Raw genomic sequence first — 14,012 nt, forward strand, 5'->3', positions numbered from 1 at the left:
TTGGTTGGGGTTCGAGCTCGCTTAGCGTAACGCATAGAACGATTTTCCGGCGCTGTACTGGCGAAGGTAAAGACAGGTTCGTTGCATCACCTGCCTCGCAGGGTCGCCAGGTTCACCGTCGTAAAAAATGCCCGCCTCAGGCGGCAAAAAAACTTCGCATCAAAAGCGGGGAGACAAATGGTGGATCAGTCCGACAGGCCTGCGTTGCTGGAGGCCGAGGGGGTGACGCTGGCGTTCGGCGGGGTGAAGGCGCTCACCAATGTGGGCTTTCGCGTCGCGCCCGGCTCCATCACCACGGTCATCGGCCCGAACGGCGCCGGCAAGACCTCGCTGTTCAACACGATCTCCGGGTTCTACAAACCGGCTGCCGGACGCATCCGCTTCGAGGGCCGCGACATCACGCGCGTGCATGCGCCGGAACGCGCCAGGCTTGGGCTGGCGCGCAGCTTCCAGAACATTGCGTTGTTCCGCGGCATGACGGTGCTGGACAACATCAAGCTGGGCCGCCACGCGCATCTGCGCACCAACGTGCTGGATGCGCTGTTCTACCTGGGCCGCGCGCGCCGCGAGGAAATGGCGCTGCGGGCGGACATCGAAGAACGCATCATCGACTTCCTGGAGATCGACCATATCCGCCACGCGCCGGTCGCGGCGCTGTCGTACGGGTTGCAAAAGCGGGTGGAGCTGGCGCGGGCGCTGGCGATGCAGCCGAAGGTGCTGATGCTGGACGAGCCGGTTGCCGGCATGAACCGCGAAGAGACGGACGACATGGCGCGCTTTATCCTGGATGCGCGCTCTGAATGGGGCGTGACCGTGCTGATGGTGGAGCACGACATGGGCATGGTGATGGACCTGTCGGATCACGTCGTGGTGCTGAACTTTGGGCAGGTGATCGCCCATGGCACGCCGGCAGAGGTGCAGGCCAATCCCGAGGTCATCAAGGCGTATCTGGGCGCGGGCGACGTGGGCGATCTGCGCCGGCGGTTGCGGGAGGCGGCCTGATGGACTGGCTGTTCCTGCTGGAGGTGTCGCTGGCCGGGCTGGGCAGCGGCGGCCTGTATGCCCTGGCCGCGCTGGCGTTCGTGATCGTGTACAAGGCGACCCGCGTGGTCAACATCGCCATCGGCGAGTTCCTGATGCTGGGCGCCTACGTGTTCTATGCGTTCGCGACGGGCATGGAATGGCCGATCTGGCTGGCCATCGTCGGCGCGGTCGTCGTGTCCGGCGCGCTGGGCGCCGTTGTCGAGCGCCTGACGATACGGCCGATGCTGGGCGAATCGCCGATCTCCGTCTTCATGATCACTGTGGGCCTCGCATCGATTCTGGTCGGTGCGGTCGAGCTCATCTGGACGGCCGATCAGCGGCGCCTGCCGGAGTTCATGCCGCGCGCGCCCGTCATGGTGGGCGAGGCGTTCGTCGCGCCCAAGGTGTTTTACGGCTTCTGGGTGGCGGTGGTGCTGGCGCTGCTGGTGCTGGTGGTGTTCCGCTACTGGCGCGGCGGCGTGGCGCTGCGTGCGACCGCGTCGGATCAGGGCGCGGCCTATGCCATGGGCATCAACGTGCCGCGCGTGTTTTCGCTGGCGTGGGTGACGGCGGGCGCCATTGCCGCGGTGTCAGGCGTGATCGTGGGCGCGATCGGCGGCATTTCGTCGTCGATGGGCGTGTTCGGGCTGTCGGTGCTGGTGGTCGTGATCGTGGGCGGTTTGGACAGCGTTGCCGGCGCGCTGGTTGGCGGCATCTTCATCGGCCTGCTGGAAGCGTGGGCCGGCGCGTATCTGGGGGGCGAGTACAAGCTGCTGGCCACGTTCGTTGTGCTGGTGGTCGTGCTGATGGCCAGGCCCTACGGCTTGTTCGGCACCCGTGAAATCGAGAGGCTTTGATCCATGCGCATCGCGACCGCCAAGCAGACCTACCTGGCCGACGAGGCGCTCTTCGACACGCGCACGCAGCACGTGTGGCTGGCGCTGCTGGCGGCCTCGCTGGTGCTGTTTCCCTTTGTGGCGAACGCCTATTGGCTGTATCTGGCGTGCCTGGTCGCCATCAACATCGCCAGCGCGACAGGGCTGAACATCCTGACCGGCTATACCGGGCTGGTCAGCCTGGGACAGGCGGCGTTCATGGGCCTGGGCGCGTACACCGTGGCGGTAATGGAACTGCACCTGGGCACGCCGGTTCTCGTCAACCTGCTGGCGGGCGGCATCGTTGCGATGCTGGGCGGGTTGCTGGTCGGCATTCCGTCGTTGCGGGTGAAGGGACTGTACCTGGCGATCTCCACCATTGCCGCATCCTTCATCGCGCATTTCATCTTTGCAAACTGGCAATTCACCGGCGGGACGAGCGGCCTGCAGGTGCCGCCGGCTCGCATCCTGGGCATGGACCTGGACACCTCGTTCAAGATCTACTGGCTGATCGTGCCGGTGACCGTGCTGATGGTGCTGGGCGCGGCCAATCTGTTCCGCACGCGCATCGGCCGGGCGTTCATCGCGATCCGCGACCGCGACATTTCCGCCGAGGTGCTGGGCATCCGGCTCTTGCGCTACAAGCTGCTGTCCTTCGGACTGTCCTCGTTCTACGCCGGCGTGGCGGGCGGTTTGTGGGCGTACTTTTTCCGCGTGGTCACGCCCGAGAGCTTTCCGCTCATCATGTCGATCTTCTTTCTGGCGGCCATCATCGTGGGCGGCATGGGCTCGATTCTGGGATCCATCCTGGGCGCCATCTTCATGACGATGGTGCCCGAGTTCCTGAAGCTGGTTGTCGGCTGGCTGCCGGTGGGCGGCGACGCACTGCGGCTGATATCGCCGGTGCGCACCATTGTTTTCGGCCTGCTGATCGTGGGCTTCCTGATCTTCGAGCCGCACGGGCTCGCGGAAATCTGGCGGCGCGTGCGCCGATTCTTTCACCTATGGCCATTTCGCACGTAGCGCGATGCGTGCGGCGTGACGGCGGCCATCTATAAGACCCAGGAGACAAACCATGAAGCGCATCCGGATAGGCAGCGGTTTATCGAGATTGTTGGCCCCGTTGGGCCTGGCGGCAGCACTGGCGGCGGCGCCCGCCGCGCAGGCGGCCGAGGATCTGGTGCTGGGCGGCTCGATCCCGCTGAGCGGCGTCTTCGCCTTCGCGGGGCAGGGCATCCACGCCGGGATCACGGATTACGTGAAGATCATCAACGACCAGGGCGGCATCAAGGGCCGCAAGCTGCGTTACGTGCCGGAGGACACCGCGTACAAGGTGGACGCGTCGGTGGCGGCGTTCAAGAAGATCACCAGCCAGAACAAGGTCAATTTCTATTACGGCGATTCGACGGGCTTTTCCAAGACCATCAACGCCGAGCTGAACCGAACGGGCGACATCCTGATGACGGGCGCGTCGTTTGCGACCGAACTGAATGACCCGGCCAAGTATCCCGCCCAGTTCATGCTGGGGCCGGATTACACCGAGATGTTCGGCATCCTGCTGCGCTACATCGCCAAGGAGCAGCCGGGCGCCAAGGTGGCGTTCGTGTATTCGGACACGGAGTTCGGCCGCGACCCGATCGCCAGTTCGCGTGCGGTGGCCGAGAAACTGGGCCTGAAGGTGGCGACCGAAATCATGACGCCGCCAGGCAGCGTGGACGTATCGACAGAAGTCATCAAGCTGCGCCGCGCGGATCCGGACTTCACCATCTTCCATGGCTACGTGCTGGCGCCGATCCCCGAGTTCGTGGGGCAGGGCAAGCGCATGGGGCTGAAGACGCGCTACATGGGCACATTCTGGACGATGGACAACTCGACCGTGATGCAGATGGGCGAGGATGCCGAGGGCTTCATGGGTGTGATGCCGTACCGCTACTACTACGATCAGGCGGCCGACGCGCCGATGCTCAAGAAGATCCGCGAGATGCGGCCCCAGTACCAGAGCACGGGCTACATGCAGGGCTTTCTGGCCGCCATGCTGTTCTCCGAGGTCGCCAAGCGTACGCTGGACGCCGGCAAGGAACTGACCGCGGCCAACATGAAGGCGTCGCTGGATGGCATCAAGGACTTCGATACGGGCGGGCTGATCGGCGTGCCGATCACCATCAAGGGCAACTCGATACCCGTGGGCCGGATCTATCGCGCGGACGTCAAGCAGAAGCAGATGGTGCCGGCGTCCGACTGGATCGTGCTCAAGTGAGGCTGCCGTGAATCCGGGACATGACGCGCGGGGGCCAGAGGTGCGAGCGGGCGTGACCACTACGGCGCCGCCCAAGGCGGTGCTCGACATCAACAACATCGAGGTCGTCTACAACAAGGCGGTGCAGGTGCTGCGCGGCTTGTCCCTGTCGGTGCCGGCCGGCAGCATCGTGGCGCTTCTGGGCAGCAACGGGGCCGGCAAATCGACCACGCTCAAGGCCGTGTCGGGACTGCTGGACCTGGAGGACGGCGAGCTGGTGCGGGGCCATATCGTGTTCGGCGGCGGCGATACGGCGGGCATCAAGCCGCAGAACCTGGTGCGATCGGGCCTGGCGCACGTGATGGAAGGCCGGCGCGTGTTCGAGGACCTGACGGTGGAAGAGAACCTGGTGGCGGCGACGTATGCGCTGACCGGACGGAAGGCGGCACGCGCGGACTTCGATCTGGTCTACGGTTATTTCCCGCGGCTGTTCGAACGGCGGCGCGGGCTGGCGGGTTATCTGTCCGGCGGCGAACAGCAGATGCTGGCGATCGGCCGCGCGCTGATCGCCCAGCCGACGCTGATGCTGCTGGACGAGCCGTCGCTGGGACTGTCGCCGATGCTGGTCGAAAGCATCTTTTCGATCATCGCGCGCATCAATACCGAACAGGGGGTGTCGATGCTGCTGGTGGAGCAGAACGCGTCCGTGGCGCTGGCAGTGGCGCATTACGGCTACATCATGGAGACCGGCAAGGTGGTGATCGACGGTTCCGCGGACAAGCTGGCGGCGGACCCCGACGTGCGCGAATTCTATCTGGGCATCGGCGGCTCGGGCGAGGCTCGGGGCTTTCGCGACATCAAGCACTACAAGCGCCGCAAGCGCTGGCTGTCATGAAGGACGCGCATACCGATCCGGGCGGCTGGCCGCCGTTGACGCTGCCGCAGATGCTGCGCGAGCAGGCGCGCCGGCAGCCGTCCGCCGTCGCGATCCGGCAGAAGGAGTTCGGCATCTGGAAGCCCATGACGTGGGATCAGTACTGGCAGCGCGCCTGCCGCGTCGGCCTGGGACTGCGCGCGCTGGGGCTTAGCGTGGGCGGGCGGGTTGCCATCGTCTCGGACAACCGGGTGGAATGGCTGCTGACGCAGATGGGCGCCTGCGCGGCCGGCGGTGTGGCGGTCGGGGTCTATTCCACCAGCCCGGCCGAGGAAATGGGCTACGTGCTGGCGCATGCGGATGTGGAACTGGTGGTGTGCGAAGACCAGGAGCAGACGGACAAGGTGCTGCAGGTGGCGGACAGGCTGCCGCATCTGCGCCGCATTGTGGTGATCGAAACGAAGGGCCTGCGATCGTATGCCGACGCGGATCGGGCGCGCATTGTGACCTTTGCCGAGGTCGAGGCCGATGGCGGCCAGCGCGAGGCGGTGGAACTGACCGCGCTGAACACGATGCTGGACGGACAGCAACTGGACGACACCGGGTTGATGATCTACACGTCCGGTTCGACCGGCAAACCGAAGGGCGCGATGCTGAGCTATCGCAACATGCGCGGCGTGGCGCCCGGCATTGCCGATCGCCTGTCGATGGATGCGTCCAGCGTGCACCTGTCGTACCTGCCGCTGTGTCACGTCGCCGAGCAGATGTTGTCCACGTTCGTGCCCATCTATTTGGGTTCGCAGGTGAATTTTGGCGAGTCGCTGCGCACTGTGCAGGAAGACCTGCGCGAAGTCGCGCCGACGATTTTCCTGGGCGTGCCCCGCATCTGGGAAAAGCTGCACGCTGCAATATCGATCAAGATGCAGGAGGCCGGCCCGGTGCAGCGGTGGCTGTACGGCCGCGCGCTGGCGCAATGCGCGCCGTTCCTGGAAAAGTCTCCCGCGCAGTACAGGCTTGGCGAACGGCTGACGCACTGGCTGTGGTATTGGCTGGTGCTGCGCGCCTTGCAGAATTTCATCGGACTGCGGCGCGTGCGGGTGGCGATGACGGGCGCGGCGCCGATCCCGCCGGACGTGGTGCGCTACTTTCGCACGCTGGGTGTGCCGCTGGTCGAGGTGTACGGCCTGACGGAGTCGACCGGGATGATCTTTGGCCAGCATCCGGACCGCGTGAAGGTGGGCACGGTGGGCGAGCCGATCCTGGGCGTGGAATGGCGAATCGGCGAATCCGGTGAACTGCTGGTGCGCGGCGACATGGTGTTCCAGGGTTATTACAAGAACCCTGAAGCGACGGCCGACACCGTGCGCGACGGCTGGCTGCACACGGGCGATGTCGTGGCTGAGGAGGCCGGGCGCGTGCGCATCGTGGACCGGCTCAAGGACATCATGATCACCGCAGGCGGCAAAAACCTCACGCCGTCCGAAATCGAGAACGCGGTCAAGGGCAGCCCGTACGTCAAGGAATGCATCGTCATCGCCGACGGCAGGAAGTACGTGTCCGCGCTGATCCAGCTGGAGTTCGACACGGTGGGCAAATGGGCCGAATCGCGGCGCATCGCATTCACGCATTTCCGGTCGCTGGCCGAATGCCCGCAAGTGCGCGAGCTGGTGGAGCAGGAGGTCGCGCGCGCCAACGCCGGGTTGGCGCCGGTCTCGCAGATCAAGCGCTTTCATCTGCTGACCAAGGAACTGGACCACGACGACGGCGAGGTGACCGCGACGATGAAGGTGCGGCGCGCCAGCATCTACCGCGCGTACGCCAACGAAATTGAAACGCTCTACGTTGAGGAGACGACGGCATGAACCAAGCCGTGATCCTGGAAGCCGTGCGCACGCCGTTCGGGCGGCGCGGCGGATGGTGGGCGCAGACGCGGCCGGACGCGCTGCTGGCCGAGACCGTGCAGGGACTGCTGGCGCGCGCGGCGCTGCCGGGCGACAAGGTCGAGGACCTGATCGCCGGATGCGTCAGCCAGGCGGGGGAGCAGGGCGCCAACATCGGGCGGCTGGCGGCCATGCTGGCCGGGCTGCCGGAGAGCGTGCCGGGCGTGGCGCTCAACCGGATGTGCGGGTCCAGCCAGCAGGCCGTGCATTTCGGTGCGCAGGCCATCGCCGCGGGCGACATGCGCTACGTGGTCGCGGGCGGCGTCGAGAGCATGAGCCGCGTGCCCATGTTCCTGGACGTGACGCTGGGCCAGACGGAATTCCGCGGCTTTGAATCGCTGAACCCGGCGCTGCTGGCGCGGTATCCGCTGATCCATCAGATCGAGAGCGCGGAGCGCATTGCCAGCCATTGGGGACTGTCGCAGGCTGAGATGGACCAATGGGCGCGGGAGAGCCACGCGCGGGCCTGGGCGGCTGCCAGCGCCGGACTTCATGCGGAGTTGCTGCCCGGCACGCCGGCGCTGCGCGACGAGGGCATCCGCGAGACCACGGACGCGGCCCGCATGGCGGTCATGGCGCCGGCGTTGCGGCCGCCGGGTCAGGGGGGCGTCACCGCGGCCAATGCGAGCCAGCTCGCCGACGGCGCGGCGGCGGTGCTGCTGGCCGACAAGGATACGGCCCTGGCCGATGGCTTGCGGCCGCGGGCACGATTCCTGGCGCGCGTCGTGGTGGGGTCGGATCCCGTGATGCAGCTGACGGGCGTAATCCCGGCGGCGCGGCAAGCGCTGTCGCGCGCGGGCCTGGCGCTGGAGGACATCGACTGGATCGAGATCAACGAGGCCTTTGCGAGCGTGGTGTTGGCCTGGCAGCGCGAAATGGGCGCGGACCTGGCGCGTGTGAATCCGTGGGGCGGCGCGATCGCGCATGGCCATCCGCTGGGCGCGACGGGCGCGGGCCTGATGGCCAAGATGCTGGCGGGACTGGAGGCGACCGAAGGCGAGCTGGGCATGCAGCTTATGTGCATCGGCCACGGCATGGCGACCGCGACCCTCATCCAGAGGCTCTGACGCGCCATGGACAAGACCGGGACCGCCGCGCCGCGCGACGATGGGGCGGAGACCGAGCGGCGGCGGGAACTGGTCCTGGCCGCCGGCCGGCTCTTCAGCAAGCATGGCTACGAGCGCACGACGGTGCGCGAACTGGCCAAGGCCGTGGGGCTGCAATCGGGCAGCCTGTTCCATCACTTTCGCAGCAAGGAGGAGATCCTGGTCGCCGTCATGAACAACGGCATCCAGGAAGTGATCGACCTGGGCGGCAAGGCGCTGGCCAGCTATGTTGAGCCGGAGGACCGCCTGGCGGCGCTATTCCGCGTGCACATGTGGAGCATGCTGCACGGCGCGGGCGGGGACGCGATGAACGCACTGGTGTACGAATGGCGCAGCCTGTCCGCGCCCAGTCAGGCGGCCGTGAAGGGGCTGAGCGATCGCTACGAGGCGATGTGGCAGTCGGTGGTCGCGGGGGCGGTGGAGGCGGGATTGCTGCAGGGGGACGCACGCGTCATCAAGCGATGCGTGCTGGGCGCAATGAACTTGACGGTGCAGTGGTACAAGCCGGGCGGCCGGCTGGCGCCCGCCGCGTTCATCGACGCCATGCTGCAGGCGTCATTGCCGGCGTTGCCGGCGGGTGCGGGCAGGTGGCCGATAGACCCTAACCTCGCCGTTTGAGGAATGCGCCGACGGCGCACGCCACCGACAAGGCCAGCAGCGAGGCCGCAACCGGCAGCAGGAAATCGGCTTCGCCGTGATAGCCGCCGCCGGTGACGCCGCCTGCCACGCCGCCCATCCAGAGCAAGGCGGTCAGAATGGCAGCGATCAGCGAGATGGCGGTAGCGACGCACAGCACGATGAATACCGGCCGCCGCGCGGGGATGGTCCGGTAGGGGGCGCCCGGCTGGATGCGGCGGGGTTGCTTGATCCAGTAGACCAGCCCCGCCACGACCAGCAGCAGCATCAGGATCTTGAAGATCATGATGCGCTCCGGGGATCAGTCTTCACGGCGCAGGTGCGGGAAGAGGATGACGTCGCGGATGCTGGGGCTGTCGGTCAGCAGCATGACCAGGCGGTCGATGCCGATACCGCAACCGCCCGTCGGGGGCATGCCGTATTCCAGGGCGCGGATGTAGTCCGCGTCATAGAACATGGCTTCCTCGTCGCCGGCGTCCTTGGCTTCGACCTGCGAGCGGAAGCGCTCGGCCTGGTCTTCGGGGTCGTTCAACTCCGAGAAGCCGTTGGCGATTTCGCGGCCGGTCATGAAGAGTTCGAAGCGCTCGGTGATGCCTTCGCGGGTATCGGAGGCGCGCGCCAGCGGCGAGACTTCGACCGGGTAGTCGATGATGTAGGTGGGGTTCCAGAGCTTGGCTTCGGCGGTCTCTTCGAACAGCGCCAGTTGCAGTGCGCCCAGCCCGGCGCGCGAAAGCACTGGGCCGTCGGCGTCCGCGCCCAGCTTCTTCAGTTCGGCGCGCACGAACGCCGGGTCATCCAACTGGGCCTGCGTGTAGCCGTCGGCGTACTTGAGGATGGCTTCGCAGATGGTCAGGCGGTCGAAGGGCTTGGACAGGTCAAGCTCGCGTTCCTGGTAGGTCAGGACGGCGCTGCCGCTGGCCGAGATGGCGGCCTGGCGGATCAGTTCTTCGGTGAAGTCCATGAGCCAGCGGTAGTCCGCGAAGGCTGCGTAGAACTCCATCATCGTGAATTCGGGGTTGTGACGCGGGCTGACGCCTTCGTTGCGGAAGTTGCGGTTGACTTCGAACACGCGTTCAAAGCCGCCGACGATCAGGCGCTTGAGGTAGAGCTCGGGCGCGATGCGCAGGAACATTTCCATGTCCAGCGCATTGTGGTGCGTGACGAAGGGCTTGGCCGCCGCGCCGCCCGGGATCGGGTGCAGCATGGGCGTTTCGACTTCGAGGAAGCCCGCGTTCAGCATGAACTGGCGGATGCTGCCCACGGCCTTGCTGCGCGCTTCAAACGTGCGGCGCGTGGCGTCGGTCATGATGAGGTCGACATAGCGCTGGCGGTAGCGCAGTTCCTGGTCGGCAACGCCGTGGAACTTGTCGGGCAGGGGGCGCAGCGACTTGGACAGGAGGCGCGCGGACGCGGCGTGCACCGACAGTTCACCCTTGTTGGTCTTGAAGACCGACCCTTCGATCGCGATGATGTCGCCGATGTCCCATTGCTTGAACGCGGCGTAGACGTCTTCGCCGAGCGTGCCGCGGTCCAGGTAGATCTGGATGCGGCCGGTGCTGTCCTGCAGCGTGGCGAAGCTGGCCTTGCCCATGACGCGCTTGAGCATCATGCGGCCGGCGACCTTGACGGTGACGGCGGCGGCGGCCAGGGCTTCCTGCTCCTCGCCGTCGTACTTGTCATGCAAGGCCGCGGCGCGGGCGTCCGGGACGAAATCGTTGGGGTACGCGACCCCGGTTTCGCGCAGTTTGGCCAGCTTGGCGCGCCGTTCGGCGATCAAGCGGTTTTCATCCTGGGCGGGAGCCGGAGTGGTCGAGTGGTCGGTCATGGTCGGGGGATCAGTCGTAATTGCGGATGTCGTCGATTTCGGTCGTGCCGAAATCTTCGCGATCCAGGTAGGCGAGGATGCGGGAGGCTACGTTGGCGGGCGAGGACAGCTTGCCGGTGGCATGGAAGTCCTGGAACTTGGCCAGCGCGGGGAAGCTTTCGACGGAGCTGGCACGGATGGCGGCCTGCATGTCGGTGTCGACGATGCCGGGGGCCAGCGCGACGATGCGCGCGCCGTCGGCGCCTTGTTCCTGCTTGACGACGCGGGCGTGCATGTCGAGCGCGGCCTTGGTGGCGCAGTACACGCCCCAGCCCGCGTTCGGGTTGCGGCCCGCGCCGGAGGAGATGTTCAGCACGCGGCGGTCGGCCTTGATGTCGGCGACGGCGGCGAGGAAGCGCGCCGTGAGCAGCATGACGGCGGTGACGTTCAGGTTGAAGGCGGCGGTGATGGCCGCGCCGTCGGTGAGTTCGTCGGTGCGCGCCACGGGATGCACCGTGCCAGCGTTGTTGATCAACAGATAGCGCTTGGCGTCGCGCGGGAGCGCGGCGCAGATGCGTTCAGCCGCGGATTCGGCCGCTTTCAGGTCCGAGAGGTCCACGGACAGTTGTTCCAGCTGCACATCCTGCGAGCGCGCGTGGGCGGCGAGCTCGGGGTCTTCGCGGCGCGCCAGCGTGATGAGGCGGGTGCCGGGTTTGACCAGGCCGCGCGCCATGGCGGCGCCGATGCCGCGCGAAGCGCCGGTGAGAATTGCAATGGTGTCGGACATTCGTGGACCTCTGGGTGCGTGAAAGCGGGAAGAATCGCGGAACTTAGACGTTTTGCTTCAGGCTGGCCTGGATGAAGGGATCCAGGTCGCCGTCCAGCACCTTCTGCGTGTTGGAGATTTCGACGTTCGTGCGCAGGTCCTTGATGCGGCTCTGGTCCAGCACGTACGAGCGGATCTGATGGCCCCAGCCCACGTCGGTCTTTGAGTCTTCCAGCTTCTGCTGCTCGGCCATGCGGTTGCGCATTTCCAGTTCGTAGAGCTTGGACTTCAGCATCTGCATGGCTTCGGCACGGTTGCGGTGCTGCGAACGGTCGTTCTGGCACTGCACGACGATGCCGGTGGGGATGTGCGTCAGACGCACGGCCGAGTCGGTCTTGTTGATGTGCTGGCCGCCCGCGCCCGAGGCGCGGTAGGTGTCGACGCGCAGGTCGGCGGGGTTCACTTCGACTTCGAAGGAATCGTCGACTTCCGGGTACACGAAAACGCTGGCGAACGACGTGTGGCGGCCGCCCGAGGAGTCGAAGGGGCTCTTGCGGACCAGGCGGTGCACGCCGGTTTCGGTGCGCAGGTAGCCGAAGGCGTAGTCGCCTTCGATCTTGATCGTGGCCGACTTGATGCCCGCGACTTCACCGTCGGATTCTTCAAGGATCTCGGCCTTGAAGCCCTTGCGTTCGGCGTACTTGAGGTACTGGCGCAGCAGCATCGACGCCCAGTCCTGCGCTTCCGTGCCGCCCGCGCCCGCCTGGATGTCCAGGAAGCAGTTCAGGGGATCGGCCGGATTGGAGAACATGCGGCGGAATTCCAGGGCTTCGAGCTTTTCCTGGAAGGCGTTGGCGTCCAGTTCGATCGCTTCGAGCGTGTCGCCGTCATCGTCGGCGGCGGCCATTTCGAAGAGTTCCTGGGAATCGGCCACGCCGGCGCCCAGGCTCGTCAGTGTTTCCACCACGTCCTCGAGCGATTTCTTTTCACGGCCCAGGTCCTGGGCGTGCTTGGGGTCGTTCCAGACGGCCGGGTCTTCGAGCTCGGCGTTTACGACCTGGAGGCGTTCAGCTTTGGCATCGTAGTCAAAGATACCTCCGTAGAGCCTGTTCGCGCTCCGCGTAGTCGGCGAGGCGGGCTGCGAGCTGGTTCTGACGTTCGGCTTCCATGATTGATCCTGTGATGACTTTTGTGCGAAACCTGGCATTTTACCGTGGTTGGACCGACTGCGCGGGCGCACGGCGGCAGATGGAGGACGGGCCCGATTTCGGCCGCCCGGTGGCGCGGTTCCAAGTTGTTCAGTTTTTTGTCAACCCGACGGCTCTAGCCTTGGCGGGTGGCTGCGATGTCCCCGTTTGGGACCGCCGACCCCGAAAACGCCGGCCCCGCGCCGGCCTATCCCGCCAGAGGAATGGAGACAGAGATGGAAAACACGATGACCCCCGGGGTCTCGCCGGCGCTTGACGCCAGCGAAGAGGACCGGATCTACCGCAAGGTGGGCTGGCGGCTGGTGCCGCTGTTGGTAGTCTGCTATGTGGTGGCGTACCTGGACCGCGTCAACGTGGGGTTCGCCAAGCTGCAGATGCTGCAGGAACTGCAGTTCAGCGAGACGGTGTACGGGCTGGGCGCCGGGATTTTCTTCATCGGCTATTTCATCTTCGAGATTCCCAGCAACATCATCCTGCACAAGGTGGGGGCGCGGATCTGGATCGCCCGGATCATGATCACGTGGGGCATCATTTCGGCCTGCATGATGTTCGTGACCAGCGTGCATATGTTCTATCTGCTGCGCTTTCTGCTGGGCGCGGCCGAGGCCGGGTTCTTTCCCGGCATCATCCTGTACCTGACTTACTGGTATCCGGCCGCCCGGCGCGGCCGCATCACGACGTTCTTCATGACCGCGGTGCCCATGTCCGGCCTGATTGGCGGCCCGATCTCGGGATGGATCATGGCGACTTTCCACGGTGACCACGGCCTGTCGGGCTGGCAATGGCTGTTCCTGCTGGAGGGGATTCCGTCGGTGGTGATCGGCGTGCTGGTGCTGATCTATCTGGACGACCGCATCAACAAGGCCAAGTGGCTGACGGCCAATGAAAAGGCCGTGCTGATCCGCAATATCGCGGCCGAGGAGCAGCAGAAAGAGGATCCGCCGATCCGCGCCGCGCTGACCAAGCCGCGCGTGTGGGCGATGGCGCTGATCTATTTTTCGTTCGTGATGGGCCTGTACGGCGTGGGGTTCTGGATGCCGAGCCTCATCAAGAACACCGGGGTGCAGAGCCCGCTGGCGATTGGCCTGCTGACGGCGGTGCCCAACCTGTTCGCCGTGATCGGCATGATCCTGATCTCGCGCAATTCCGACCGGCAGCGCGAGCGCCGCTGGCACGTGGCCTTGCCTGCGCTGTTCGGCGCGGTGGGGCTGTTCCTGTCGGCGGTGTGGAGCGGTAACACCGTGCTGGCGATTCTGGCGCTGACGGTGGCCAACATCGGCATCTGCACGGTGCTGCCGCTGTTCTGGAGCCTGCCGACGGCGCTCCTGGGCGGCACGGCCGCCGCCGCGGGGATCGCGCTGATCAATTCGGTGGGGAACCTGGCCGGCTTTGTCAGCCCGTATCTGGTGGGCTGGCTGAAGGATATGACCGGGACGACGAACACCGGGCTGTACATGCTGGCCGGCTGCCTGGTGGTGGGTGCGCTGGTGGCGCTGGCGCAGCCGGCGAAGCTGGTGAACAAATAAGACCGCTGGCGGACGGTG

13 protein-coding genes are annotated in these 14,012 nt (G+C 65.9%); 9 read left to right on the plus strand and 4 right to left on the minus strand.

All coding sequences use genetic code 11. From position 1 onward, the window contains the following. Positions 1-177: 177 nt before the first annotated feature. The 8 genes from AC6CIE_RS03330 to AC6CIE_RS03365 are packed head-to-tail and all read left to right on the plus strand — an operon-like array spanning position 178 to position 8,672. On the plus strand, positions 178-1,002 hold the full coding sequence (locus AC6CIE_RS03330; protein ID WP_175123393.1) for an ABC transporter ATP-binding protein: 825 nt from the start codon (positions 178-180) through the stop codon (positions 1,000-1,002). Next, complete coding sequence (locus AC6CIE_RS03335; RefSeq protein WP_175123392.1) at positions 1,002-1,880, plus strand: branched-chain amino acid ABC transporter permease; 879 nt, start codon at positions 1,002-1,004, stop codon at positions 1,878-1,880. The genes AC6CIE_RS03330 and AC6CIE_RS03335 overlap by 1 nt, the downstream gene beginning before the upstream one ends. 3 nt (positions 1,881-1,883) lie before the next feature. Next, positions 1,884-2,921 carry a branched-chain amino acid ABC transporter permease gene (locus AC6CIE_RS03340; protein ID WP_175123391.1) on the plus strand — a complete coding sequence of 346 codons (1,038 nt, stop codon included), beginning with the start codon at positions 1,884-1,886 and terminating at the stop codon, positions 2,919-2,921. Between the two features lie 52 nt (positions 2,922-2,973). Then, positions 2,974-4,155, plus strand: coding sequence for an ABC transporter substrate-binding protein (locus AC6CIE_RS03345; RefSeq protein ID WP_056318909.1), 1,182 nt, complete (start codon positions 2,974-2,976; stop codon positions 4,153-4,155). 52 nt (positions 4,156-4,207) lie between these two features. Beyond that, positions 4,208-5,029, plus strand: a complete 822-nt coding sequence (locus tag AC6CIE_RS03350; RefSeq protein WP_498091134.1) for an ABC transporter ATP-binding protein — start codon at positions 4,208-4,210, stop codon at positions 5,027-5,029. Beyond that, positions 5,026-6,870 (plus strand): AMP-dependent synthetase/ligase, encoded by a 1,845-nt coding sequence (locus AC6CIE_RS03355; protein WP_498091136.1) that lies wholly within the window; start codon positions 5,026-5,028, stop codon positions 6,868-6,870. Before AC6CIE_RS03350 ends, AC6CIE_RS03355 begins: the two co-directional genes overlap by 4 nt. Then, on the plus strand, positions 6,867-8,015 hold the full coding sequence (locus AC6CIE_RS03360) for a thiolase family protein (protein WP_498091138.1): 1,149 nt from the start codon (positions 6,867-6,869) through the stop codon (positions 8,013-8,015). The genes AC6CIE_RS03355 and AC6CIE_RS03360 overlap by 4 nt, the downstream gene beginning before the upstream one ends. Before the next feature lie 6 nt (positions 8,016-8,021). Next, positions 8,022-8,672 carry a TetR/AcrR family transcriptional regulator gene (locus AC6CIE_RS03365; RefSeq protein WP_498091140.1) on the plus strand — a complete coding sequence of 217 codons (651 nt, stop codon included), beginning with the start codon at positions 8,022-8,024 and terminating at the stop codon, positions 8,670-8,672. On the opposite strand, the gene AC6CIE_RS03370 is transcribed toward AC6CIE_RS03365, so the two are convergent. The 4 genes from AC6CIE_RS03370 to prfB all read right to left on the minus strand — a co-directional run bounded on the left by AC6CIE_RS03370 (position 8,656) and on the right by prfB (position 12,429). Beyond that, entirely contained in the window at positions 8,656-8,976 is a 321-nt protein-coding gene (locus AC6CIE_RS03370; RefSeq protein ID WP_175123386.1) for a preprotein translocase subunit TatB, read from the minus strand. The genes AC6CIE_RS03365 and AC6CIE_RS03370 overlap by 17 nt on opposite strands. A gap of 15 nt (positions 8,977-8,991) precedes the next feature. After that, on the minus strand, positions 8,992-10,515 hold the full coding sequence (gene lysS / locus AC6CIE_RS03375; RefSeq protein WP_175123385.1) for a lysine--tRNA ligase: 1,524 nt from the start codon (positions 10,513-10,515) through the stop codon (positions 8,992-8,994). 10 nt (positions 10,516-10,525) lie between these two features. Beyond that, the gene (locus tag AC6CIE_RS03380) at positions 10,526-11,281 is read right to left on the minus strand and encodes an SDR family oxidoreductase (RefSeq protein WP_218344247.1); all 756 of its coding nucleotides are present in this window, start codon (positions 11,279-11,281) and stop codon (positions 10,526-10,528) included. Between the two features lie 43 nt (positions 11,282-11,324). Next, a protein-coding gene (gene prfB, locus AC6CIE_RS03385; RefSeq protein ID WP_175138336.1) for a peptide chain release factor 2 occupies positions 11,325-12,429 on the minus strand; the annotation gives its coding sequence in 2 pieces (ribosomal slippage) (positions 11,325-12,347 and positions 12,349-12,429; 1,104 coding nt in all). Between the two features lie 254 nt (positions 12,430-12,683). On the opposite strand from prfB, the gene AC6CIE_RS03390 reads away from it, so the two are divergent. Next, positions 12,684-13,994: an MFS transporter gene (locus AC6CIE_RS03390; protein ID WP_218344246.1), complete on the plus strand. Its 1,311-nt coding sequence runs from the start codon at positions 12,684-12,686 to the stop codon at positions 13,992-13,994. The last annotated feature ends 18 nt before the right edge of the window (positions 13,995-14,012 follow it).

Source organism: Achromobacter sp. GQ309, assembly GCF_059759315.1.

Excerpts from the sequence above, each read along its gene's own strand:
- lysS (WP_175123385.1), bottom strand. The coding sequence starts at position 10,515 with ATGACCGACCACTCGACCACTCCGGCTCCCGCCCAGGATGAAAACCGC.
- AC6CIE_RS03390 (WP_218344246.1), top strand. The coding sequence starts at position 12,684 with ATGGAAAACACGATGACCCCCGGGGTCTCGCCGGCGCTTGACGCCAGC.
- AC6CIE_RS03330 (WP_175123393.1), top strand. The coding sequence starts at position 178 with ATGGTGGATCAGTCCGACAGGCCTGCGTTGCTGGAGGCCGAGGGGGTG.
- AC6CIE_RS03380 (WP_218344247.1), bottom strand. The coding sequence starts at position 11,281 with ATGTCCGACACCATTGCAATTCTCACCGGCGCTTCGCGCGGCATCGGC.
- AC6CIE_RS03360 (WP_498091138.1), top strand. The coding sequence starts at position 6,867 with ATGAACCAAGCCGTGATCCTGGAAGCCGTGCGCACGCCGTTCGGGCGG.
- AC6CIE_RS03340 (WP_175123391.1), top strand. The coding sequence starts at position 1,884 with ATGCGCATCGCGACCGCCAAGCAGACCTACCTGGCCGACGAGGCGCTC.
- AC6CIE_RS03355 (WP_498091136.1), top strand. The coding sequence starts at position 5,026 with ATGAAGGACGCGCATACCGATCCGGGCGGCTGGCCGCCGTTGACGCTG.
- AC6CIE_RS03345 (WP_056318909.1), top strand. The coding sequence starts at position 2,974 with ATGAAGCGCATCCGGATAGGCAGCGGTTTATCGAGATTGTTGGCCCCG.
- AC6CIE_RS03365 (WP_498091140.1), top strand. The coding sequence starts at position 8,022 with ATGGACAAGACCGGGACCGCCGCGCCGCGCGACGATGGGGCGGAGACC.
- AC6CIE_RS03370 (WP_175123386.1), bottom strand. The coding sequence starts at position 8,976 with ATGATCTTCAAGATCCTGATGCTGCTGCTGGTCGTGGCGGGGCTGGTC.
- AC6CIE_RS03335 (WP_175123392.1), top strand. The coding sequence starts at position 1,002 with ATGGACTGGCTGTTCCTGCTGGAGGTGTCGCTGGCCGGGCTGGGCAGC.